Annotated in this window: 22 protein-coding genes; 5 read left to right on the plus strand and 17 right to left on the minus strand. The window is 67.4% G+C overall.

Annotated elements, in window-relative coordinates; translation table 11 throughout:
* Window positions 1–5: 5 nt before the first annotated feature.
* Window positions 6–701, minus strand: coding sequence for a PhaM family polyhydroxyalkanoate granule multifunctional regulatory protein (locus tag ACKTT0_RS07520; protein WP_407849334.1), 696 nt, complete (start codon window positions 699–701; stop codon window positions 6–8).
* A gap of 27 nt (window positions 702–728) precedes the next feature.
* Window positions 729–1,406, minus strand: a complete 678-nt coding sequence (locus ACKTT0_RS07525; protein ID WP_407849335.1) for a glycine zipper 2TM domain-containing protein — start codon at window positions 1,404–1,406, stop codon at window positions 729–731.
* Window positions 1,407–1,530: 124 nt separating this feature from the next.
* Between ACKTT0_RS07525 and ACKTT0_RS07530 the strand changes: the two genes are divergently transcribed.
* On the plus strand, window positions 1,531–1,758 hold the full coding sequence (locus ACKTT0_RS07530; RefSeq protein ID WP_028353694.1) for a DUF3717 domain-containing protein: 228 nt from the start codon (window positions 1,531–1,533) through the stop codon (window positions 1,756–1,758).
* A gap of 12 nt (window positions 1,759–1,770) precedes the next feature.
* Here ACKTT0_RS07530 and ACKTT0_RS07535 read toward each other — a convergent pair whose 3' ends face one another.
* Genes ACKTT0_RS07535 through ACKTT0_RS07555 form a run of 5 tightly spaced genes read right to left on the minus strand, consistent with a single transcriptional unit; the run spans window position 1,771 to window position 5,781 of the window.
* A complete protein-coding gene (locus tag ACKTT0_RS07535) occupies window positions 1,771–2,379 on the minus strand; it encodes an SCO family protein (RefSeq protein WP_407849336.1) in 609 nt (202 codons plus the stop codon).
* Between the two features lie 18 nt (window positions 2,380–2,397).
* A complete protein-coding gene (cyoE, locus tag ACKTT0_RS07540) occupies window positions 2,398–3,291 on the minus strand; it encodes a heme o synthase (protein WP_407849337.1) in 894 nt (297 codons plus the stop codon).
* 9 nt (window positions 3,292–3,300) lie between these two features.
* On the minus strand, window positions 3,301–4,329 hold the full coding sequence (locus tag ACKTT0_RS07545; protein ID WP_407849338.1) for a COX15/CtaA family protein: 1,029 nt from the start codon (window positions 4,327–4,329) through the stop codon (window positions 3,301–3,303).
* Between the two features lie 10 nt (window positions 4,330–4,339).
* Window positions 4,340–4,972, minus strand: coding sequence for an SCO family protein (locus ACKTT0_RS07550; RefSeq protein WP_407849339.1), 633 nt, complete (start codon window positions 4,970–4,972; stop codon window positions 4,340–4,342).
* Between the two features lie 38 nt (window positions 4,973–5,010).
* On the minus strand, window positions 5,011–5,781 hold the full coding sequence (locus ACKTT0_RS07555; protein ID WP_407849340.1) for an SURF1 family protein: 771 nt from the start codon (window positions 5,779–5,781) through the stop codon (window positions 5,011–5,013).
* A 34-nt stretch (window positions 5,782–5,815) separates the two neighbouring features.
* Here ACKTT0_RS07555 and ACKTT0_RS07560 point away from each other — a divergent pair, with 34 nt between their 5' ends.
* Window positions 5,816–6,016 (plus strand): twin transmembrane helix small protein, encoded by a 201-nt coding sequence (locus ACKTT0_RS07560; RefSeq protein WP_028353700.1) that lies wholly within the window; start codon window positions 5,816–5,818, stop codon window positions 6,014–6,016.
* 223 nt (window positions 6,017–6,239) lie between these two features.
* On the opposite strand, the gene ACKTT0_RS07565 is transcribed toward ACKTT0_RS07560, so the two are convergent.
* From ACKTT0_RS07565 to coxB, 5 genes are all read right to left on the minus strand, one after another.
* A complete protein-coding gene (locus ACKTT0_RS07565; RefSeq protein ID WP_407849341.1) occupies window positions 6,240–7,115 on the minus strand; it encodes a cytochrome c oxidase subunit 3 in 876 nt (291 codons plus the stop codon).
* Window positions 7,116–7,153: 38 nt separating this feature from the next.
* Entirely contained in the window at window positions 7,154–7,378 is a 225-nt protein-coding gene (locus ACKTT0_RS07570; protein WP_028353702.1) for a DUF2970 domain-containing protein, read from the minus strand.
* Window positions 7,379–7,384: 6 nt separating this feature from the next.
* Entirely contained in the window at window positions 7,385–7,510 is a 126-nt protein-coding gene (locus ACKTT0_RS07575) for a cytochrome oxidase small assembly protein (RefSeq protein ID WP_028353703.1), read from the minus strand.
* A 19-nt stretch (window positions 7,511–7,529) separates the two neighbouring features.
* Entirely contained in the window at window positions 7,530–9,140 is a 1,611-nt protein-coding gene (gene ctaD / locus ACKTT0_RS07580) for a cytochrome c oxidase subunit I (protein ID WP_407849342.1), read from the minus strand.
* Window positions 9,141–9,235: 95 nt separating this feature from the next.
* Window positions 9,236–10,393: a cytochrome c oxidase subunit II gene (gene coxB / locus ACKTT0_RS07585; protein WP_407849343.1), complete on the minus strand. Its 1,158-nt coding sequence runs from the start codon at window positions 10,391–10,393 to the stop codon at window positions 9,236–9,238.
* Between the two features lie 242 nt (window positions 10,394–10,635).
* Here coxB and ACKTT0_RS07590 point away from each other — a divergent pair, with 242 nt between their 5' ends.
* Window positions 10,636–11,475, plus strand: coding sequence for an NUDIX hydrolase (locus tag ACKTT0_RS07590; RefSeq protein WP_407849344.1), 840 nt, complete (start codon window positions 10,636–10,638; stop codon window positions 11,473–11,475).
* A 24-nt stretch (window positions 11,476–11,499) separates the two neighbouring features.
* On the opposite strand, the gene ACKTT0_RS07595 is transcribed toward ACKTT0_RS07590, so the two are convergent.
* The 4 genes from ACKTT0_RS07595 to ACKTT0_RS07610 all read right to left on the minus strand — a co-directional run bounded on the left by ACKTT0_RS07595 (window position 11,500) and on the right by ACKTT0_RS07610 (window position 16,229).
* Window positions 11,500–13,284, minus strand: a complete 1,785-nt coding sequence (locus tag ACKTT0_RS07595) for an IlvD/Edd family dehydratase (RefSeq protein ID WP_407849345.1) — start codon at window positions 13,282–13,284, stop codon at window positions 11,500–11,502.
* Window positions 13,285–13,353: 69 nt separating this feature from the next.
* On the minus strand, window positions 13,354–14,370 hold the full coding sequence (locus ACKTT0_RS07600; RefSeq protein ID WP_407849346.1) for a TRAP transporter substrate-binding protein: 1,017 nt from the start codon (window positions 14,368–14,370) through the stop codon (window positions 13,354–13,356).
* 85 nt (window positions 14,371–14,455) lie between these two features.
* A complete protein-coding gene (locus tag ACKTT0_RS07605) occupies window positions 14,456–15,736 on the minus strand; it encodes a TRAP transporter large permease (protein ID WP_407849347.1) in 1,281 nt (426 codons plus the stop codon).
* 34 nt (window positions 15,737–15,770) lie between these two features.
* Entirely contained in the window at window positions 15,771–16,229 is a 459-nt protein-coding gene (locus ACKTT0_RS07610) for a TRAP transporter small permease (RefSeq protein WP_407852391.1), read from the minus strand.
* 199 nt (window positions 16,230–16,428) lie between these two features.
* Between ACKTT0_RS07610 and gntR the strand changes: the two genes are divergently transcribed.
* Window positions 16,429–17,457 carry an HTH-type transcriptional regulator GntR gene (gene gntR, locus ACKTT0_RS07615; RefSeq protein ID WP_407849348.1) on the plus strand — a complete coding sequence of 343 codons (1,029 nt, stop codon included), beginning with the start codon at window positions 16,429–16,431 and terminating at the stop codon, window positions 17,455–17,457.
* Between the two features lie 20 nt (window positions 17,458–17,477).
* Here the strand turns inward: gntR and ACKTT0_RS07620 are convergent, their stop codons facing one another.
* On the minus strand, window positions 17,478–20,048 hold the full coding sequence (locus ACKTT0_RS07620) for a cation:proton antiporter (RefSeq protein WP_407849349.1): 2,571 nt from the start codon (window positions 20,046–20,048) through the stop codon (window positions 17,478–17,480).
* 289 nt (window positions 20,049–20,337) lie between these two features.
* Here ACKTT0_RS07620 and ACKTT0_RS07625 point away from each other — a divergent pair, with 289 nt between their 5' ends.
* A complete protein-coding gene (locus ACKTT0_RS07625; RefSeq protein ID WP_407849350.1) occupies window positions 20,338–21,171 on the plus strand; it encodes a phosphodiesterase in 834 nt (277 codons plus the stop codon).
* Window positions 21,172–21,429: the final 258 nt, after the last annotated feature.

Raw genomic sequence — 21,429 nt, forward strand, 5'->3', positions numbered from 1 at the left:
GAAAATTATGACTTGCGTGGTGCCGGCGCGCGCTTGGCGGCGGCCTTGCGGGGGGCCCGCTTGCGCGGTGCCGCGGCGTCGCCCGGGCGGCCCGGGCCGCCGGCATCCGGAGCCGCCTGCGCGGCGGGCGGGGCGGCCGCCGATTCGGGCAAGGTGGCGGCGGTGGCGGCGGCGATCTGGTTGAATTGCTGCTGCAGCAGGTTCCACCATGCCTGCGAAGCGGACTGCGCGGCCTGGTTCACCTGTTCGGCCGTCGTGGCCTGGCCGGCCTCGGCTTCGGGCTGGGGCGCATCGGCGGGCTGCTGCTGGCTTGCCCGCGGCGGCGTGGCCGGTGCAGGCTTCAAGCCCAGCGCCACTTCCAGCGGCGAGGCGTCGCCGCCCGTGGCGGCGGGGTTCACGAACGAGCGCAGCGTCGCGATGGTGGCGCGCTGCACTTCCAGGCCCTGGATCGTGCTGCTGAGCATCGACAGGTTCATGCGCAGCCAGCTCTCGATGGTGCGCAGGTCGGCGATGCGGCGTTCGAGGTCTTCCAGGTTCATGGGCGGCGTCATCGGCAGGCTTTGCGCCAGGCCGCCCGGGCCCGCCAAGCCGCTCCAGGCCTTGCGCATCATTTCCATGCTGGCCAGCAGCGGGTTGCCGGAAAGATCACCGCCCTGCCCCAGGCCGGGCAGGACGAACGGGTTGCTATTGGATTCGGACATTCAGTCTCCAGAAACGCGCTGCGATGCCTAGCGCGGCAGCACCTGGCCGTTCTCGACCCGCACGTGATCGCCGGACGCGTAGGCGAATGGCTGCGAACTGCGGAACGTGCGGGCGCTGCCATCGTTCATGCGCACGGTCATCTCGTAGTGCGTCACGGTCTGTTGCTGCCTGATATTACGCTCGATTTCGCGACCTGCCAAAGCGCCGCCCACGGCGCCCAGGACGGTCAACGCGTCCTTGCCGCTGCCGCCGCCGAACTGGTGGCCGACCACGCCGCCCACCACGCCGCCGGCGACCGTGCCCACCAGGTTATGGCTGTTGTTCTGCACAGGCACCTGGATGGGCCGAATGGTTTCGACGACCCCGCAGGAGGCGCAGGCGGCCGGCTTGGCGGAGGCCTTGGGCGCGCTCGCGACCTTGGCGGGCGCCGGCTGGGCGGCGGCGGGCGGGGCGCTTTCGGCCGGGGCCGCGCCGGCGGCCTGGCCTTCCTGGCCTTCCCGGGCCTGCTGGGCCTCTTGGGTTGCCTGCACCTGGGCTTCGTGGACCGGGGGTTGGCCGGAGGACTCGGCCCAGGGCGTGGGCAACCAGCCCACCAGGGCCGCCACGGCCACCGTGCACAGGACGATGACCGACACGGCCGCGGTGGCCACCAGCGGGTGCAGGCCGCGGCGCGGCGACGCGCCGGCGGAAACAGGACTGTTCATGATGGCTCTCCATCGACAATACGGCCCGTTGTATAGCATCCGGCAGCCGTATCGGCGTGTTGCGATAGTGACCCTTTGCAAGGCCGGGCCGGCCGATCGGCCCGCATTCTGGGACAATGGCCGCATGGACAAGCCGATTCCCCTGCCCGAGCTCGAACAGGCCATCAATTATTGGCGCAGCCGCCTGCCCTCGCAAGGCGACGAATCGCGGCTGTGCGCCGAAGCCTCCGCGCTGGCCACGCCCTATGCGCTGATGATCATCGGCCATCGGCGGGAAATCGACCCGCGCGAACTGAGCCCCGCCGCGCTGGCGGCCTACCTGGGCTGGCGCGCCGCGCACGGCGCCGCCTGAGCCCCCGGCCGTTTACGAATCGAGCAGTGCCTTGATGTCGTGGGCCAGGGCGTCCGCGCCCAGCGTGTTGTTGGCCAGCACCCGCGATTCGCCCTGGCCGTCGAACAGGTAGAACGCGGCGGTGTGGTCCATGGTGTAGTTCTTGCCGTCCTCGGTGGGCACCTTGGCGTAGTAGGCCTTGAACGAGGCGGCCGCCTGTTTGATCTGGTCGGGCGTGCCCGTCAGGCCCAGGAAGCGCGGATCGAACGTGGTTACATATTGCTTGAGGATCTGGGGCGTATCCCGCTCCGGATCGACCGTGACCATCAGCACCTGCACGCGGTCGGCGTCCGCGCCCAGCTTCTGCATGACCTGCGACAGTTCGGCCAGCGAGGTCGGGCAGACGTCGGGGCACTGGGTAAAGCCGAAGAACACCACGGTGACCTTGCCGGAGAAGTCCTGCAGGGTACGGGCCTGGCCGTTGTGGTCGGTCAGCGCCAGCTTCTTGCCGAGCTGGGTGCCGCTGATGTCGTTGCCCTTGAACGCGGGGGCGGACTGGCCGCAGCCGGCCAGCACGCCGGCAAGCGCGGCGGCCGCCGCGCCACGCAATACGCTGCGGCGGTGGGTGGAAAACACGGACATGAAGCAGGGTCTCCGAGATCAGGCCAGCAGGCCGGCCCAGTGGTCCACCAGCAAGGCGGCGAACAGCAGCGCCAGGTACAGGATGGAAAAGCGGAACAGGCGCCGCGCCAGCGCGTCGCTGTATTCGCGGTACAGGCGCCAGGCGTAGGACACGAACATGCCGCCCAGGACCAGCGCGCACACCAGGTACAGCAGGCCGCTCATGCGGATGACGTATGGCAGCGTGGTGGTGGCCACCAGCGCCAGGCTGTACAGCAGGATGTGCAGGCGGGTGAACTGCTGGCCGTGCGTGACCGGCAGCATGGGCAGCCCGGCCTTGGCGTAGTCGTGGTTGCGGTACAGGGCCAGCGCCCAGAAATGCGGCGGCGTCCAGATGAAGATGATCAACACCAGCACCCAGGCTTCGGCCGGCACGGCATCGGCCACCGCGGCCCAGCCCAGGGCCGGCGGCATGGCGCCCGACAGCCCGCCGATGACGATGTTCTGCGGCGTGCGCGGCTTGAGGATGACGGTATAGATGATGGCGTAGCCCACGAAGGTGGCGAAGGTGAGCCACATGGTGAGCGGATTGACCAGGTGATACAGCACCGCCATGCCCGCCCCGCCCAGCAGCCCCGACAGGGTAATGACCTGGGTGGCCGAGATCGTGCCGCGCGCGGTGGCGCGCCGCGCGGTGCGCAGCATGCGTGCATCGATTTCCTGTTCGATCAGGCAATTGATGGCGAAGGCCGCCGCGGCCAGCAGCCAGATGCCCAGGGTGCCGAACACGACACGGCCGGGATCGGGCAGGCCCGGCACGGCCAGGAACATGCCGATGATGGCGCAGAACACGGCCAGCTGCGTCACGCGCGGCTTGGTCAGCACGAAATACTGGCGCAGCAGTCCGGTTTGGGGGGCGGCGAGACTGGTCATGGGGCTATTTTAAACGCGAGCGGGTTCAGCGGCCGGCGTCGGGCCGCGCCCGGCGGTGGACAGGCGCACCAGCATCACCACGCACGCCAGGGTCAGGCCGGCCGCGCCGCCGTTGTGCAGCACGGCGATCAGCAGCGGCCACTGGAAGAAAATGGTGGTCAGGCCGGTGAACAATTGCGCCGCCAGCAGCGCCAGCACCAGGGTGGCCGGCCCGCGCAGGCCGGGCTCGGACCGCAGCCGCCAGGCCAGCACGCCCAGGTAGGCCAGCACGATGAAGGCGAAATTGCGGTGCACCCAGTGAATCGCGGTCAGCGCGTTCTGCGAGATCATTTCCCCGGAGGGCAGTTCGCCCAGCCCGCGGATGACCGAGAAGCCGCTGCGGAAATCCATGTCGGGCAGCCACTGGCCGTGGCAGGTCGGGAAATCCAGGCAGGCCAGGGCCGCATAGTTGGTGCTGACCCAGCCGCCCAGGGTGATCTGCACAAGCAGCAGCAGCAAGCCTCCCGCCAGCCAGGGCCGCCAGCGCGCCGCCTGTGCCGCCAGGGGCAGGTGCGGGCGCTCGCGGGCCGACAGCCAGGTCATCAGCGCCAGCACCGACAGCCCGAACACCAAATGGGCGGTCACCACGGCGGGCATCAGCTTGTGGGTGACGGTCCAGGCGCCGAAGGCGCCCTGCACGCATACCGCCACCAGCGTGACCACCGCCAGCCTGGGTGATCGGCCCAGTTCGCGCCGGTAGCGCCAGGCCATGTAGACAATGGCGATGATCAGCATGCCCAGCAAGGCGCCGACGTAGCGGTGGATCATCTCGATCCACGCCTTGGACAAGGTGACCGGGCCGAACGGCATGGCCTGCGAAGCCTGGTGGATGTCGCTCATGGCGCCCAGGGGCGTCACGCTGCCATAGCAGCCGGGCCAGTCGGGGCAGCCCAGGCCGGAATCGGTCAGGCGCACGAACGCGCCGAACATGATCAGGTCGAGCGTCAGGAACCAGGTAAAGAAGACCAGCTTCCGGTAGCGTTGCTTGATGCGTTCCATGATGAGCGGCCTAGCCGATGCGCGAGTTGTAGACCAGTTTGCTGATGTCCTTGCGCACCTTGACGCCATCGGCGTTGGCGGGGAACTGCATCATCAGGTTGCCCAGCGGGTCGATGATCCAGATCGGATCGAGCAGGCCCGGCTGGCCGGCCGCGGTATCGCGCGCCAGCAGGAAGCGCGCCAGCTGGTCGGGGCGGGCGCGCACCATGACCGTGCCCTGATAGGCTTCGAGCACCTTGGCCGGCACTTCGCCGTCGTCCGTGATGAACCACACGCGCGCCAGGCGGTCGACGTTCTTGCCCTGGCTGGCGTGCGAGTTGCGCGTAATGAACAGCTTGCGCGCGCAGGTTTCGGGGCAGGCGGCCTCGCCGGCGCTCACCAGCAGCCATTTGCCCTTGAGGCTCTGCAGGTCGAAGGGCTGGCCGTCGAGCGTGGTCAGCTGCAATTCGGCGGCGGCCGGCATGGGGCGTTGCGGGTCGAGCAGCGTGCCATAGTTGCTGGACTCGTCCGGCCACCACTGCGGGTTGCTGTAAAGGACGAAGGCCACCACGATGGGCGCCAGCGTGCACAGGAACACCAGCACCAGCGGCGTCAGCGAGCGCTTTTTGGCGGGGGTGGAAGCGGGAGGGGTTGCGCGAGCCACGAGCTTGTTCTTCCTGGGAATCGTGTTGTGGATATGGGTCAATGGGCGCCGGGACGGGACCGGCGCAGCGCGCGCCAGGCTACCGCCAGCCAGGCGATCGCCGCGATGGCGGCGAACGAGAACCACTGCAGGGCATAGCCCTGGTTCTGGTTGTAGTCCACCGAGGGCTGCGGCCAGTCGCGTACCAGGTCGTCGCCGCCGCCGGATTGCATCAACACGGCGGGCAGCAGGGCCAGCCCGGTTGCCTGCGCATAGGCGGGCAACTCCAGGTTCTGCACCTGCGGCAGGGCGCGGCCGGCCACCGGCAGTGTAGCGGGCAACCGGCCCTGCGACGAGCCGCCTGGCGACCAGAGCTCGAACAGGCGCGGCACCCGGGCGGCCAGCTCGCCCGTCACCGTGTCGGTGCCGGCCGGCGCGGCCGGCGGCGCCGGCGGCGGCTGGCCCGGCGCGCCGCGCGGCAACCAGCCGCGCAGCACCAGCACGGCGCTGCGGCTGGCCGGATCCAGCAGCAGGGGGGTGGCCAGCCAATAGCCTGGCCGCCCTGCCTGGTTGCGGTTGTCCAGCAGTACGCTGTATTGGCCGAGCCATTGCCCGCTGGCCCGCGCCGGCCGCCACGGCGTAAGCTGGGCGGCCGGCGTGGCCGGGGTCAACGCCAGCGGCGGCTGGGCCCGGCCCGCCTGGATGGCCGCCAGCACGGCGCGCCGCTCGTCGGCCCGGCGCAATTGCCAGGCGCCCAGCGAAGCCAGTACGGCGACGGCCACCCCCAGCAGGAGCAATGCCGCGAAAGTGCGCCGGACTGAGTGAGCCATGTCTGCAATAATTCCGTTTTACCCGGAGGCCAAAATGCGCGTACTCGTCGCCCTGGCTTTCATCGGCATTCTGGCCAGCCTGGCATCCGCCCTGGTCTACCTGATGAGGGACAAGGGCACTACCAACCGCACGGTCAATGCTTTGACCGTGCGTATCGGGCTATCGGTAGCCCTGTTCCTGTTCGTTCTGCTGGCCCACCATCTGGGCTGGATAGAAAGCACAGGCATTAGATAGGAACCGGCCGATCCGGTTCCTTTGCCGCTGGACGCACCTGCCAGCATGCGATCCCCCCTCGCGGGGGCATTTAGCGCACCAGCCGGTCCGCAGCGTCGCCCCCTTGAGGGGATGAGCCCGGACAGGAAACAGTCCTGGAGGACTGCTGCCTGCCCGGCGAATCCGGGGCGGCCTGCCAGCGGCGAGGCAGCGCGCGCGCCGCGCTTCGGGGGTGGGACTATTCCTAGAACCAGTAGACGAACAGGTACAGGCCGAGCCAGACGACGTCGACGAAGTGCCAGTACCAGGCCGCGCCTTCGAAGCCGAAGTGATGGTCGGCGGTGAAGTGGCCTTTCATCAGGCGGATCAGGATCACGGTCAGCATGGTGGCGCCCATGATGACGTGAAAGCCGTGGAAGCCGGTCAGCATGTAGAACAGCGACCCGTACACGCCCGAGCTGAACTTCAGGTTCAGTTCGGTGATGGCATGGTGATATTCGTACGCTTGACAGGCCACGAAGATGAAGCCCAGCAGCACCGTGGCGAACAGCCAGAAAATCGTCTTGCCGCGGTGGTTCTCGCGCAGCGCATGGTGGGCGATGGTCAGCGTCACGCCGGACGACAGCAGCAGCGCGGTGTTGATGGTGGGCAGCCAGAACGGGCCGACCGTCTGGAAATGCTCGACCACGCCGGCCGGCCCGAAGTTGGGCCATACGGCCTGGAAGTCGGGCCACAGCAGCAGTTTGTGGTCCAGGTCGCCCAGCCACGGCGTGGTGATCGTGCGCACGTACCAGAGCGCGCCGAAGAAACCGGCGAAGAACATGACCTCGGAAAAGATGAACCAGCTCATGCCCCAGCGGTACGAGAGGTCGATGCGCTTGCTGTTCAGGCCGCTTTCCGATTCCTGGATGGCATCGCCGAACCAGAAATACAGGACCGTGATCAGGCCGAGCACGCCCACCAGCACCAGCCACTTGCCCCAGCTGACGTCGTTCACCCAGGCGGCCGCGCCAAGACCCATGGCCAGCAGGGCCACGGCGGTGCGCACGGGGTGGCCCGAGTCCGCCGGCACGTAGTAATACGGTGCCTCTTTACCTTGAACCGAGTGGCTTGCACTCATGGTCTTCTCCCTGGTACTGATTTGTTGAAATGCGTTGCTTACGTCAGGCTGGCCACCGCCCAGCGCACGATGGCGACCAGCACCAAGACGAATATGACGCCTGCCAGCAGGCCCGCCACGATCAGGTGCACGGGGTTGAGCTTGCCGGCGTCTTCCTGGTAGCCCGCGCCCTTGCGCACGCCGAACATGCCCCACAGCACCGCCTTGAGGGTCTGCAGGAAGTTCAGCTTGCGCTGCGAGGCTTCGCGGATGTCCTGTGTCATGTCGCCCTACTTGACGGCCGTGCCGGTCAGGATGGCCGAGCCGCGGAAGAACGTCCAGGCGAACAGGGCAAGGACGATCGCCAGCAGGACCAACCCGACAATTTTGTTGCGACGGCGTTGCTCAGGTGTCATGACAGCTTACTTCACTTCCTTATTTCACTTCCGGCGGGGTCGTGAAGGTGTGGAACGGAGCCGGCGAGGGCACGGTCCACTCCAGGCCTTCCGCGCCTTCCCAGGGCTTGGCCGCGGCCACTTCGCCCTTGCCGCGGTAGCAGCGCAGGATGGCCCACAGGAACAGCAGCTGCGACAGGCCGAACCAGAAGGCGCCGATGGTGGCCACCTGGTGGAAGGTGGTGAACTGCGCGGCGTAGTCGGCATAGCGGCGCGGCATGCCCGCCAGGCCCAGGAAGTGCATGGGGAAGAACGTGACGTTGAACGAGATCAGCGTCGACCAGAAGTGCAGCTTGCCCAGCTTTTCGCTGTACATGCGGCCGGTCCACTTGGGCACCCAGTAGTACGCGCCGGCGAACAGGGCGAACAGCGAGCCCGCCACCAGCACGTAGTGGAAGTGCGCCACCACGTAATACGTGTCGTGCACCTGGATGTCGATCGGGGCCACCGACAGGATCAGGCCGGTGAAGCCGCCCATGGTGAACACGAAGATGAAGCCCACCGCGAACAGCATGGGAGTTTCGAACGTCATGGAGCCGCGCCACATGGTGGCGATCCAGTTGAACACCTTCACCCCGGTGGGGATGGAGATGAGCATGGTGGCGTACATGAAATACAGCTGGCCGGTGACGGGCATGCCGGTGGTGAACATGTGGTGCGCCCACACGATGAACGACAGCACCGCGATGGCCGAGGTGGCGTACACCATCGAGGCATATCCGAACAGCTTCTTGCGGGCGAACGCGGGAACGATGGCCGACACGATGCCGAAGGCCGGCAGGATCATGATGTAGACCTCGGGGTGCCCGAAGAACCAGAACACGTGCTGGTACAGCACCGGGTCGCCGCCGGCGGCGGCATTGAAGAAGCCGGTGCCGAAGTGGCGGTCGGTCAGCACCATGGTGATGGCGGCCGCCAGCACCGGCATCACGGCGATCAGCAGGAACGCGGTGATCAGCCAGGTCCAGCAGAACATCGGCATCTTCATCAGCGTCATGCCGGGCGCGCGCATGTTCAGGATGGTGACGATGACGTTGATGGCGCCCATGATGGACGAGGCGCCCATGATGTGCACGGCGAAGATGGCCAGGTCCATGCCGGGGCCCATCTGGGCCGACAGCGGCGCGTACAGCGTCCAGCCGGCCGCGGTGGCGCCGCCCGGCACGAAGAACGAGGCGGTCAGCATGATGGCGGCCACGGGCAGCAGCCAGAAGCTGAAGTTGTTCATGCGGGCGAAAGCCATGTCGGAGGCGCCGATCTGCATCGGGATCATCCAGTTGGCGAAGCCCACGAACGACGGCATGATCGCGCCGAACACCATGATCAGGCCGTGCATGGTGGTGAACTGGTTGAACAGTTCGGGCTGGAAGAACTGCAGGCCGGGCTCGAACAGCTCGGTGCGCAGCAGCAGGGCCAGCGTGCCGCCTTCGAGCAGCATGACGAACGAGAAGATGAGATACATCGTCCCGATGTCTTTGTGGTTGGTGGCGAATAGCCAGCGACGCCAGCCGGTCGGCGTGGCGTGGTGGTCATCGTGATCGTGACCGTGGCTGTGGCCAGGCGACACGTGGTCTACAGTGACGCTGCTCATGATGGACTCCTTCCTGCTGTATGCCGGCCTCTGTCCAGGAGGCCGGCAGGTGTCTCTACGTAACGGGTTCTACTGACAGGATACGTGGGGCGCGCTCAGCGCGCGGCCACGACATCCTTGGGCTGTACCACGGGATCCTGTCCCTTGCCCGCATTGCTCCATGCGTTGCGCGTATACGAGATGACCGCGGCGATCTCGACGTCGTTCAGCTGGCCGCCGAACGCGGCCATCGCGGTGCCGGGCCGGCCGTGCAGCACGGTCTGGATCTGCGCATCCTTGGGACCCAGCACGGTCTTGTCGCCGTCCAGCGCCGGGAACGAGCCCGGCACGCCCTTGCCGTTGGCCTGGTGACAGGCCACACAGTTGGCGGCGTAGACTTTCTCGCCACGGGCGACCAGCTCTTCCTTGGTCCATTCCTTGTTGGGATCGTCAGCCGAGGCGGCCATTTTCTTTTTCTGGTCCTCGACCCACTTGTCGTAGTCTTCCTGCGACTTGACCTCGACCACGATGGGCATGAAGGCGTGGTCCTTGCCGCATAGCTCGGCGCACTGGCCGCGGTAGATGCCGGTCTTCTCGGCGCGGAACCAGGTGTCGCGCAGGAAGCCCGGGATGGCGTCCTGCTTGACGCCGAAGTCCGGCACCATCCAGGAGTGGATGACGTCGGCGGCGGTCAGCACGATGCGCACCTTCTTGTCGACCGGCACCACCAGGTGGTTGTCGACTTCCATCAGGTAGAACTCGCCCTTGGGCTCGCGGCCTTCGATCTGGGCGCGCGGCGTGGACAGGGTGGACAGGAACTTGACGCCGGCGGCGGAGCCGTCGACGTATTCGTAGCCCCACTTCCACTGGTAGCCGGTGACCTTGACGGTCAGGTCGGCGCTGGAAGTGTCTTTCATGGCGACCACGGTCTTGGTGGCCGGCAGCGCCATCGCGATGACGATGATGAAGGGGATGACCGTCCAGGCGACTTCCACGCCCAGGTGCTCATGGAAGGTGGCGGCCTTGTGCCCGCGCGACTTCCGGTGCGCCCAGATGGAATAGAACATGACGCCGAAGACGCCGATGAAGATCACGCCACAGATGATCAGCAGCAGCCAGTGCAACCACATGACGTCTTGCGCGATCTGGGTCACGCCTTCGTGCAGGTTGAGCTGGTTGACTTTCGGGCCGCCGGGCATGTCTTGTACCTGCGCGTTGGCGACACTGCCCATCAGCAGTGCACAAGCGCCCAGTATCCCTCTCCACTTCTTCATGCTTACCTCGAAACACGGCGCGGGCGTTTCCACGCCCGCTTGGCGGCGAGAGCGGAATACACGCAATTATTAGACGGCAGGTGCGAAGCCGGGCTAGCACTGCCCGGTCTACCCCACTCGAATCACAAAGAAACCGCAGAATTATAGCGGACGCGCAACCCAATGTAATTTAGCCTCTTGACATTGAGCCCTGCTGCCCCCACTTGACGGCTCTGCGATGGGCCTGCACTACAATCGCCGCCATGCCGAACCCCTCACGCCACGACGATCCGGCGCGCCTGGCCGCGCTGTATGCGCAACTCGCCGGGCGCGTGCAAGAACATCCGCCCGAACTGGCCCTGCCGCTGTACGTGGCCGACCGCTGCTGCGGCTGGGCCACCCAGGCCGCCTGCGATGCACTGCGCCGGTTGGGGCAGATCGAGGTGCGCCCGGACGCGTTGCGCATCGGCAGCGGACTGCAGGCCGGGGAACACCTCGACGCCCTGCTGGCCGAGGTGGCGCGGACGCTGCGCGAGGCCGATTGCCTGCGCGGCTGGCGCGACGAATTGCTGGACGTCCTGGCGGCGGACGAGTGCCTAGGTGCCATCGAGCGCGCCGCAATGCGCCCGCTCGGGTTGCTGACGCGCGCCGTGCACCTGAACGCCTGGACGCCCGACGGCCGGCTGTGGATTGCGCGCCGCGCGCTCAGCAAGGCCACCGACCCCGGCATGTGGGACACCCTGGTGGGCGGCTTGGCGGGCAGCCGGGAAGACCTGCAGCAGGCGCTGCTGCGCGAATGCGCCGAAGAAGCCGGGCTGGAGCCGGCCCAGCTCGCCGCCCGTTCGCCGCTGCGCACCATCCTGCGCATGCACCGGCGGTTGCCCGAGGGTTACCAGGTCGAGGACCTGCTGACCAGCACCTGCGTGCTGCCGGCCGGCACACAGCCGGCCAACCGCGACGGCGAGGTCATGGAGATCGCGCATGTCGACGTGGGCGAGGCGGTGCGACGCATCGCCCACGGCGAATTCACGGTGGAAGCGGCGCTGGTGATCCTGGAAGACATCACACAGCGCCGCGCGCGCGGGGAGATCCCCGCGCAGTAGCGCGGCGGGCCGCCACGGCCCCCGTCAATGCGAGTGGCGCGGGTCGCCTCGCGTCTCGACGACTCGCAGGTACAGCGTGGCCGGCTCCAGGCAGCCGCCGGTGGACAACTGGCCCACCATCTGCCGGTAGATTTCCTGCCAGGGCGTCTGCGATGGCGGGATGGCCACTGGCTGCGCATTCGCCTTGCGCCGCTCCAGCTCGTCGGCATCGACCAGCAGCGTGACCGAGCGCCGGTTCAGGTCCACGCGCAGGCGGTCGCCAGTTTCCAGCAGCGACAAGCCTCCCCCGGCCGCCGCTTCCGGCGACATGTTGAGAATCGAAGGACTGGCCGAGGTGCCGCTCTGGCGCCCGTCGCCCAGGCAGGGCAGCGAGTCGACGCCGCGCTTGAGCAGGTGGGCGGGCGGCCGCATGTTGACTACCTCGGCGCTGCCGGGGTAACCCACCGTGCCGCAGCCGCGAATCACCAGGATGCAGTGCTCGTCGATGTTGAGCGCCGGGTCCTCGATGCGGGCATGGTAGTCCTCCGGGCCGTCGAACACGATGGCGCGCGCCTCGAAGGCATTCTCGTCGCCCGGGGTGTCCAGGTAGGCGCGGCGAAAATCTTCCCCCACCACCGACATTTTCATGATGGCGCTGTCGAAGAAATTGCCCGACAGCACGATGAAGCCGGCGCGGTGCCGCAGCGGCGCGTCGCAGGTGCGGATCACGTCGCGGTCGCGGGTCGCGCCGGCGGCGGCGATGGCGCCGATGGTCTGCCCCGATACGGTCCGACAATCGCCATGCAGGCGGCCGGCGGCCTGCAGTTCATGCAGCACAGCGGGCACGCCACCGGCGCGGTGGAACCCTTCGCCCAGGTGTTCGCCGGCCGGCACGCAATTGACCAGCAGGGGCACGTCCTCGCCCAGCCGCTGCCAGTCGTCCAGCGACAGGTCGATGCCGGCGTGGCGCGCCATGGCGATCAGGTGCGGCGGGCAATTGCTGGACGCCCCCAGCGCCGAAGCCACCACGATGGCGTTCTCGAACGCCTCGCGGGTGAGGATGTGCGAGGGCCGCAGGTCCTCGCGCACCATGTCGCAAATGCGCATGCCGGTGGCGTAGGCCATCTGGCCGCGCTCGCGGTAGGGCGCGGGAATGCTGGCGCAGCCCGGCAGCGACATGCCCAGGGCTTCGGCCAGCGAGTTCATCGACAGCGCCGTGCCCATGGTGTTGCAGTGCCCCACCGAGGGCGAGGAGGCGGTGGCCAGCGTCATGAAGCCCTCGTAGTCGATCTCGCCGGCGGCCATCAGGTTGCGCGCATGCCAGATCACGGTGCCCGAGCCGACCCGCTTGCCGTCGTGCCAGCCGTCAAGCATGGGACCGCCGGACAACACGATGGCCGGGATATCCACCGTGGCGGCGGCCATCAGGCACGCCGGCGTGGTCTTGTCGCAGCCCGTCGTGAGCACCACGCCGTCCAGCGGATAGCCGTGCAGCACCTCGACCAGGCCCAGGTAGGCCAGGTTGCGGTCCAGCGCGGCGGTGGGCCGGCGCCCCTGTTCGGCCAGCGGGTGCACGGGGAATTCCATGGGAATGCCGCCGGCATCGCGAATGCCCGCCTTCACGCGCTCGGCCAACTGCAGATGGTGGCGGTTGCAGGGCGCCAGGTCATTGCCGGTCTGGGCAATGCCGATGATGGGGCGGCCCGACTGCAACTCGGCGCGCGTCAGGCCGTAATTCAGGTAGCGCTCGACATAAATGGCGGTCATGTCGGCGTTGGAAGGATCGTCGAACCATTTCTGGCTGCGCAGCTTGCGGGGCGTCTGGGACATGGCGAATCACTACGATGCAACAGTGGACGATGGCGCCGGGTCCGCCCGGACCCGGCGCGGCGACGCGGCTCAGCCGCGCGCCTTCTGGATTTCGTCTTGCAGTTCCTTGACCAGCTCGGGGCCCAGTTCCTGGGTGTATTTGTCCACCACCGGCTGCACCTTCTGGCGCATGCGGGCGATTTCCTCGTCCGAGACGACATTGATCTTCATGCCGTGCGACTTCAGGGTCTCCATGGCCTTCTGGGAATCGGCGCGACTGTCCTTGCGCTCGAAATCGCGGGACGCCACGGCGGCCTGGCGGATCAGCTTCTGTTCGTCCGGCGACAGGGTGTCCCACCATTTCTTGGACGCCAGCAACACCCACGGCGTATAGACGTGGCGCGTCATGGTCAGGTACGGCTGCACTTCATAGAATTTACTACTCTGGATAGTCGTGACGGGGTTTTCCTGGCCATCGACGGTGCGCGTCTCCAGGGCGGTGAACAATTCCGAGAACGGCATCGGCACCGCGTTGGCCCCCAGCGCGTTGAATACGCCCAGCGCCACCTGGTTCTGCATCACGCGCAACTTGATGCCCTCCAGGTCCTCGGCCTTGACGACCGGGCGCTTGGAATTGGTCAGGTTGCGAAAGCCGTTCTCCCAGTACACCAGGCCCACCAGCCCCTTGGCTTCCAGCTTCTTCAGCAGCCGCTCGCCCAACGGGCCGTCCAGCACGGCATCGGCTTCCTTGTCAGAGTTGAACAGGAACGGCAGGTCGAATACGCCAAACTCTTTCACCATGGTGGCCAGCGGCGCGGTCGAGCCCACCATCATTTCCTGCACGCCGCCCACCAGGGCGCTTTGCATCTGCTCGTCCGAGCCCAGGCTGGCCGAGCCGAACGTCTTCATCTTCATCTTGCCGCCGCTGAGCTTCTCCAGCTCCTCGGCCAGGTGGCGCGCGGCGCGGCCCTGCACGCTGTCTTCGTTCAGGCCGTAGCCGAAGCGGATCAGGCGCGGCTTGATGTCCTGCGCGGCCGCCACGCCGGCGCAGGCGCACGACACGGCGGCCGTGATCGCCAACAGGGTTTTCTTCCAGGTCTTGGTCATGATGTTCCTCCTTGGTTGCTGGGACGCGCGCGGGCCGTGGTTGCCGGGGCAGGGAGATCCAGGGCTCTTTTAGAGTGGACGGGCCCTAGTAAAGCCAGCGCGCGGGTACGGTGATCAGTTCCGGAAAGATCACCAGAATGACGAGCAGGACGGTGTAGGCGGCCACATAGCGCCACACGCCCCGGCAAATGGTTTCCATGTTGATGCGCGCCACGCCGCACACCACGTTGAGCACCGTGCCCACGGGCGGGGTCAGCAGGCCCACGCAGCCCACCATGACGAACATGACGCCGAAATAGATCGGGTCGATGCCCGCCTTGGTGACCACCGGCATCAGCACCGGCGCCAGGATCAGGATGGTGGGCGTCAGGTCCATGACGGTGCCCACCAGCGTCAGCAGCACGAGCAGCGCGAACATCAGCATCCTGGGCTGGTCGAGCACCGGCTCGAGCAGCGCGATCAGGTCCTGCGGCATGTCGGCCAGGGTGATCATGTACGAGGACACCATGGCGGCGGCCACCAGGAACATCACTACCGCGGTGGTGCGCGCGGCGTTGACGAACAGCGGCCCCAGGTCGCGCCAGGTGATCTCGCGGTACACGAACAGGCTGACCAGCAAGGCATAGACGGCGGCCACCACGGCCGCCTCGGTGGGCGTAAAGATGCCGCCGCGCAGCCCGCCGATGATGATGACCGGCAGCATCAGCGCCCAGATGGCCTGCCGCAGCGCCCGCAGGCGCGCCCGCCACGGCTGGCGCGGCGCCGGCGCCAGCGCGCCCTGCCGGCGCGCCACCCAGGACCATACGGCGACCAGCGTCAGCCCCATCAGCAGGCCCGGCGCGATGCCGGCAAAGAACAGCTTGGTAATGGACACATTGGTGGCCACGCCGAAGATGATGAACGAGATCGAAGGCGGGATGATGGGCGCCACGATGCCGCCGGCGGCGATCAGGCCCGAAGCCTGGTCGGCGCTGTAGCCCTGTTCGCGCAGCATTGGAATGAGCAGCGTGCCGAGGGCGGCCGCATCGGCGACCGCCGAGCCCGACAGCGCCGCCAGCAGCACGCTGGCGAAAATCGCCACGTAGCCCAGCCCGCCGCGAATGTGGCCGACGAACATGCCGGCCAGGTTGACGATGCGGCGCGAGATGCCGCCGGCGTTCATCAATTCGCCGGCCAGCATGAACAGCGGCACGGCCATCAGCGTGAAGCTGTTGGCGCCGGACAGCATGTTCTGCGCCAGGATCTGCGGATCGAAGAAATTCAGCTGGAACATCAGGGCGACCGCGCTGAGCAGCAAGGCAAAGGCGATCGGCATGCCCAGGGCGATGAGCCCCAGCAATACCACCAGGAACAGAGTCAGGGTCATGGCAAAGTGCGCGGAAGAAGCGGGATCGCGGGGCTCAGACGAGCGGATCTTCGGGGCTGGCATCCAGCGGCGGCGCGCCGCCGGCCAGCACCCGCACCAGGTCGACGAGGGTCAGCAGCGCCATGGCGACGGCCGCATACAGCACCGCCGCGTCGAACACCGCCATGGGCAGTCCCGTCACGGGCAGGCGCGTGCCCAGCCCGATGATCGTCTGCTTCCAGCTGCCTTCGGCCATCAGCCACAGCACCCATAACGTCAGCAGTTGGCAGCCGATGTGGGCGGCCTTGCGCGCGCCGGGGCCGAAGCGCGCCACCAGCATGGTCACGCCGATGTGCTGGTGGTCGCGCAGCGCCAGCACCGCGCCCAGGAAAATCAGCCACACAAAGGCCAGCCGCGACATCTCGTCGGACACATTGATGCCGGAATTGAATACGTAGCGCAGCGTGACGTTGCCGAACAGCAGCACCACCATGACGACCAGGCAGGCCACCATGAGCCAGGTCTGGAGGCGGCGGCAGCCGTCGGCGGCGCGGTCCAGCCAGGCCCGGGGGCCCCGGGGCGGACGCGGGGAAGCAGCCTGCATGCTTGTCTCCGATTGATCTTTTTCGAATGTTGTGCGATGTTAGCGCTAACATTCGGCCGCTGTAAACCCCTTGCGGCAGACTACGCACTTTTCCGAAAACAAATCCGACATGTCGGCACGCAAGCCCCGCAGCACCCGCGACGGCCGGGTCACCATGCAACAGGTCGCCCGCCGCGCCGGCGTCAGCGCCATCACCGTATCCCGCGCCCTGCGCCTGCCGCAGAAGGTGGCCCCGGCGCTGCGCGAGCGCATCCTGCGCATCTGCCATGAACTGGGCTACGTGCCGAACCACGCCGCCAGCGCGCTGGCATCGGCGCGGTCGCGCAACATCGTGGCGCTGATCCCCTCGCTCAGCAACGTGGTGTTCGTCGACATCATCGCCGGCATCAAGGAAACCCTGGACGCGCATGGCTACCACCTGCTGGTAGGCCTGACCGGCTATTCGCTCGACGCCGAGGAAACCCTGCTGCGCACCTACCTGCAGCATTCGCCCGACGGCCTGATCCTCACCGGCATCGACCACACTCCCGGCGTGTGGCAGCTGTTGGCCAGCGTCGGCGTGCCCACGGTCCACACCATCGAAACGCTGGCTCCGGCCGCCACCGACCTCAGCGTGGGGTTTTCCCAGTTCGATTCCGGCCAGGCGGCCTGCCGCCACCTGGTCGAGCGCGGCTACCGCCGCATCGGCATCATCGGGGCGCAGCTCGACCCGCGGTCGCTGCGCCGCTGCGAAGGCGGCCGCCACGCGCTGCGTGAGGCCGGGCTGTACGACCCGGCGCTCGAAATCATGACGCCCCAGAAATCATCCATCGCCCTCGGCGCGGAACTGCTCGACCAGATGCTCGACCGGCACCCCGATTGCGACGGCCTGTTCTTCTGCAATGACGACCTTGCCCAGGGCGCGGTCTTCCAATGCGCCCGGCGCGGCATCGCGGTGCCGGCCCGCATGGGGCTGGTGGGTTTCCACGACTTTCCCGGCACCGCCTGGACCACCCCGCCGCTGTCGACCATCGCCACGCCGCGCCACCAGATCGGCGCCACAGCAGCCGGCTTGCTGGTGCAGCAGCTGGCCGGCGATGCGCCGGGCCAGCGCCATGTCGACCTGGGGTTCACGCTGGTGCAGCGCGAGACGACCTGAACTGCCGCCAGGCGCCGGCCTCACGCATCGATAGGCGCCGGCGGCGCCGCGGGTGGCGGGCCGGGCGGGGCGGGCGGGGCGGGCGGGGTCGTGGTGCCGGTTTGCGAGAATTGCTTCCACACCTCGATGGCCCGCAGCCGCTGCTTGGCCACCACCTGGATACGCTCGCGCAGGTCCGGATCGCGCGCCAGCAGCGCTTCGAAGTCGCGCAACGACAGCATCAGCAACTTGCTGTAGCCCAGTGAATGCACGTCGGGGTTGATCTGCTGCTCGCCCAGCAGCGCCAGCTCGCCGAAGAACTCGCCGCTGCCCAATTCGACCGTCGTGCCGTCAGGCAGGTGCACCGCCACCGCGCCAGAGGCGACAAAGCACATTTCCAGGCCATGCCGTCCCTGCGTCAGTATCGGCTGGTCTGGCAGCGCCAGGCGGGGCTTGAGCAGCTTGCTGATGGCGCGCAGCGAATCGGGACTCAGGCCTTCAAACAAGGGCACCCGGGTAATCAGCTCGGCGGCGCCGAGCTCCATGTCCAGCGGCGGATGCTTGTCGATGTGGCGCCAGCGGCTTTTCAACTGCGCCATCAGGTCGGCGTAGACCTCGCCGCTGATCAGGAACTGCTCCAGCATGTCGCGATAGCGCATGCGCTCCAGTTCGCGCGCGGTGCGGCCCAGGTAGCTTTCCTGCAGCCACAGCGCGTAAGACGGGTACTGCAGATTCAGCGCCTGCAGGGCGTGATCGATCAGGTCCAGGCGGCGCTGGTGCGCGGTCACGATGCGCTGGGCCGCGGCGTCGCCCAGCAGCGGCGCGATCTGGTCGCGCGCAAACGCGATCAGGCGCTGCGCCACCGAGCGCTTGGTCATCAGGTTGGCGAAACGCTGCCCCAGCTCGCGCGCCAGCCAGCTCTGGAACCCGAACATGTAGTGCATGCGCAGGGCCAGCCGGAAGCCGGTGGAATAGCGCACATCGGCCTCGACGCCCCGCTCGAAGCCTTCCAGCCCGCCGGTGCGCACGGCATCCTCGAGCCGCTCGGAACGCGCCAGCAGCGACTCCGCCATGCGCCAGTCGACGATCTGCGCCTTGAGGATGTCGAAGAACATTTCCTGCTCGCGCTGCGCGACGATGGCCAGGCCCACCGCGACCCGCTGCTCGTCGGTCATCTGGCTGACCTGGCCGTCGTGCACGCTGGCCAGGCTGGCGTCGAACACCGCGTGGATGCGCTCGCTCGCCTCGGGGCTGATGTGATCGGTCTTGGCGACCTCGTCGGCCTTGTCCTGCAGGTCTTCCAGCGCCACCACCAGCGCCTGGTTGCGGATGGTGCGCTCCACCGGCGACAACTGGTTCAGGCCCAGCATGCGGATCAGCGGCCGCAGAGTGATGCCGTTGATGAACAGCGTGGCCAGCACGAAGCCCGTGGTCACCACCGCGATGAACTGCCGCGACGCTTCCGGCACCGCCGCTTGCTCGGTCACGGCCAGCGCCAGCGCGAGCGAGACGGCCCCGCGCAAGCCGCCCCACAACATTACGGTCTTGTAGGGCGTGCTGACCTTGGTGCCCAGCGGCGTCAGGCCCAACAGCGGCAGCAGGCCGAACACCACGATGGCGCGCGCCACCAGGGTCACCACGAAGACCACGGCCACCAGCAGCAGCTCTTCCAGGTCGGCCGCCGCCATCAGCTTGGGGATCAGCATAGCGGCGAACAGGAAGATCAGCGAATTGGCCCAGAAGCCGAACTGCTCCCACGAGCTGGCCAGGTGTTCGAACGTGACCGGAGACATGCGGGTGCGGCCGGTCGAGCCGACCACCAGGCCGGCCACCACGGTTGCCACCACGCCGGACACGGCCAGGTAGTGCTCGGAAATGAAGAAGGACAGATACGCCAGGGTCAGCGTCAGCGTGATTTCCGCAGTGGGGAAGCCGCGCAGCCAGGCGAACAGGAAGCAGGCGCCGCGGCCCATGGCATAGCCGGCAATGCCTCCGCCTATGAAATGAAAGACGAAGTCGTTGAAGACGCCGCTCACCGACAGCGTGCCGCGGCCGCCCAATACCGCCAGCAGCACCGAATACAAGGCGATCGACGCGGCGTCGTTGAACAGGCTCTCGCCCTCGACCAGCGTGGTCAGGCGCTTGGGCGCCCCGACCTCCCGGAAAATGCCGACCACCGCCACCGGGTCGGTGGTGGCCACGATGGCGCCCAGCAGCAGGCAGGCCACCAGGCCATACGACGACACCGCGCTCACCGCAAAGCCCACCACGACCGTGCATACCACCACCGCCACAATGGCCATCATCAGGATGGGGCCGATATCGTCCATCAAGCGGCGCACATTCATGGCCAGGGCCGTCTCGAACAGCAGCACCGGCAGGAACACCATCAGGAAGGTCTCGGACGAGATCTCGAAATGTTCGATCGTGTCGAACAAATCGCCCAGCACCGGCGGCGCCCAGCCATGCAGGTGCAGGCCGATGCCGAGCAGGCAGCCGACGATCGCCAGCAACACCGAATAAGGCAACTTCAAGCGGCCCGCCAGCGGCGGCATGAAGCACACCAGCGTCAGCAAACCGGCCAGGCCGAACACAACAAAACCAATATCCATGAACCGGGCATTCCGGAGCACGCATCGCGCGGAGCAACAAGAATAGCGTCTTTTGCCGCCGGGCCGTCCCAAGGCGAAAAAGCCCTCATGGGGGGCAGCAAGCCGCAGGCGCAGCGCGGGGGCCCCTTCCTCCGCCGGGCCGTCCCAAGGCAAAAAAGGCCCCCATGGGGGGCAGCCAGCCGCAGGCGCAGCGTGGGGCCCCTCCCTCCGGGCTGCCTCGAGACGCGACGCCCGTCCATGTTTCGTTACGCGTCATGGCCGGCTGGGCCGGTTTTTTCGGTAAGGTTATATGGTTCGATATCCGCAGGAGCCGCCCGTGCCGGCAAAGACTTCCAGCGCCGGCCGCGCCGACGCACCAATCCTGGTGGTGCAACTCACCGACACGCATCTGATGGCCGATCCGGCAGGCGTGCTGTGCCACGTCAACACCGACGCGAGCCTGCGCGCGGTGCTGGACCTGGTGCGCGCCAATGGCCATCGGCCCGACCTGCTGCTGGCCACCGGCGACCTGTCGCACGACGGCTCGCCGGCCGCGTACCGCCGCCTGCGCGAACTGCTCGAACAAACCGATTGGCCGGTGCGCTGCCTGCCCGGCAATCACGACGACCCGCAGGCCTTGCGCGAGGCGCTGGGGCAATGGGCCCAGCCGGTCACCGACATAGGCGGCTGGCGCATCGTGCTGCTGGACTCCACCGTGCCGGGCGCCGATGCGGGCCACATCGACGAGGCCCAGTTCGACATGCTGGAACGCGCCGCAGCCCTGGCGGGCGACCGCCATGTGCTGGTGGCCCTGCACCACAATCCGCTGCAAATGGACAGCGCCTGGCAGGACACCATGATGCTCGACAACGCCCAGGAGTTGTTCAGGCGCCTGGCGGAACTGCCCCGCACGCGGGTGCTGCTATGGGGCCACGTGCACCAGGCATTCGACCGCCGGCGCCACCACATGCGCATGCTGGCCACGCCGTCGACCTGCTTCCAGTTCTCCATACGCGATGGCCGGCACGAACTCGACGCGGCCCCGCCGGGCTATCGCTGGCTGAAGCTGTACCGGGACGGCTCGCTGGCGACCGGGGTGCGGCGGCTGGATACAGTCATGTGGCGCGAGGCGCTGGCAGCGTAACCAACAGCAGGCCAGGCCTGGGGCGCGCCTTCAGCGCAAAAAAAACGGGGCACCGATATGCTAGGTGCCCCATAAGCATCCGTTTCATAGGGGAGGGGAAAGAGGAGAAGCCGAAACGGATGACAAGACTGCATGCCGGGAACCGGTATATGCCGTCTACATGGAGTTAGGCGCCTGGACGAGGATTAAGTTTCCGCGTCGAAGGGGTCGGGCCGCGTCGATTTTGAATCAAAATGTATCAACGCGGCTGGCTAGCGG

Source organism: Bordetella saccharivorans, assembly GCF_045862855.1.
Classification (GTDB): Bacteria; Pseudomonadota; Gammaproteobacteria; order Burkholderiales; family Burkholderiaceae_B; genus Bordetella_A; species Bordetella_A petrii_F.

Bases quoted from the DNA above. Each gene is read 5' to 3' on its own strand.
- ACKTT0_RS07545 (WP_407849338.1), bottom strand. From the start codon at position 4,329: ATGGAACGCATCAAGCAACGCTACCGGAAGCTGGTCTTCTTTACCTGG.
- ACKTT0_RS07590 (WP_407849344.1), top strand. From the start codon at position 10,636: ATGCCGAACCCCTCACGCCACGACGATCCGGCGCGCCTGGCCGCGCTG.
- ACKTT0_RS07535 (WP_407849336.1), bottom strand. From the start codon at position 2,379: ATGTCCGTGTTTTCCACCCACCGCCGCAGCGTATTGCGTGGCGCGGCG.
- ACKTT0_RS07600 (WP_407849346.1), bottom strand. From the start codon at position 14,370: ATGACCAAGACCTGGAAGAAAACCCTGTTGGCGATCACGGCCGCCGTG.
- ACKTT0_RS07605 (WP_407849347.1), bottom strand. From the start codon at position 15,736: ATGACCCTGACTCTGTTCCTGGTGGTATTGCTGGGGCTCATCGCCCTG.
- ACKTT0_RS07555 (WP_407849340.1), bottom strand. From the start codon at position 5,781: ATGGCTCACTCAGTCCGGCGCACTTTCGCGGCATTGCTCCTGCTGGGG.
- cyoE (WP_407849337.1), bottom strand. From the start codon at position 3,291: ATGACCAGTCTCGCCGCCCCCCAAACCGGACTGCTGCGCCAGTATTTC.
- gntR (WP_407849348.1), top strand. From the start codon at position 16,429: ATGTCGGCACGCAAGCCCCGCAGCACCCGCGACGGCCGGGTCACCATG.
- ACKTT0_RS07620 (WP_407849349.1), bottom strand. From the start codon at position 20,048: ATGGATATTGGTTTTGTTGTGTTCGGCCTGGCCGGTTTGCTGACGCTG.
- ACKTT0_RS07575 (WP_028353703.1), bottom strand. From the start codon at position 7,510: ATGACACCTGAGCAACGCCGTCGCAACAAAATTGTCGGGTTGGTCCTG.
- ACKTT0_RS07570 (WP_028353702.1), bottom strand. From the start codon at position 7,378: ATGACACAGGACATCCGCGAAGCCTCGCAGCGCAAGCTGAACTTCCTG.
- ACKTT0_RS07625 (WP_407849350.1), top strand. From the start codon at position 20,338: ATGGTTCGATATCCGCAGGAGCCGCCCGTGCCGGCAAAGACTTCCAGC.
- ACKTT0_RS07520 (WP_407849334.1), bottom strand. From the start codon at position 701: ATGTCCGAATCCAATAGCAACCCGTTCGTCCTGCCCGGCCTGGGGCAG.
- ACKTT0_RS07530 (WP_028353694.1), top strand. From the start codon at position 1,531: ATGGACAAGCCGATTCCCCTGCCCGAGCTCGAACAGGCCATCAATTAT.
- ACKTT0_RS07595 (WP_407849345.1), bottom strand. From the start codon at position 13,284: ATGTCCCAGACGCCCCGCAAGCTGCGCAGCCAGAAATGGTTCGACGAT.
- coxB (WP_407849343.1), bottom strand. From the start codon at position 10,393: ATGAAGAAGTGGAGAGGGATACTGGGCGCTTGTGCACTGCTGATGGGC.
- ACKTT0_RS07565 (WP_407849341.1), bottom strand. From the start codon at position 7,115: ATGAGTGCAAGCCACTCGGTTCAAGGTAAAGAGGCACCGTATTACTAC.
- ctaD (WP_407849342.1), bottom strand. From the start codon at position 9,140: ATGAGCAGCGTCACTGTAGACCACGTGTCGCCTGGCCACAGCCACGGT.
- ACKTT0_RS07525 (WP_407849335.1), bottom strand. From the start codon at position 1,406: ATGAACAGTCCTGTTTCCGCCGGCGCGTCGCCGCGCCGCGGCCTGCAC.
- ACKTT0_RS07610 (WP_407852391.1), bottom strand. From the start codon at position 16,229: ATGGTGGCCTGCCTGGTCGTCATGGTGGTGCTGCTGTTCGGCAACGTC.
- ACKTT0_RS07560 (WP_028353700.1), top strand. From the start codon at position 5,816: ATGCGCGTACTCGTCGCCCTGGCTTTCATCGGCATTCTGGCCAGCCTG.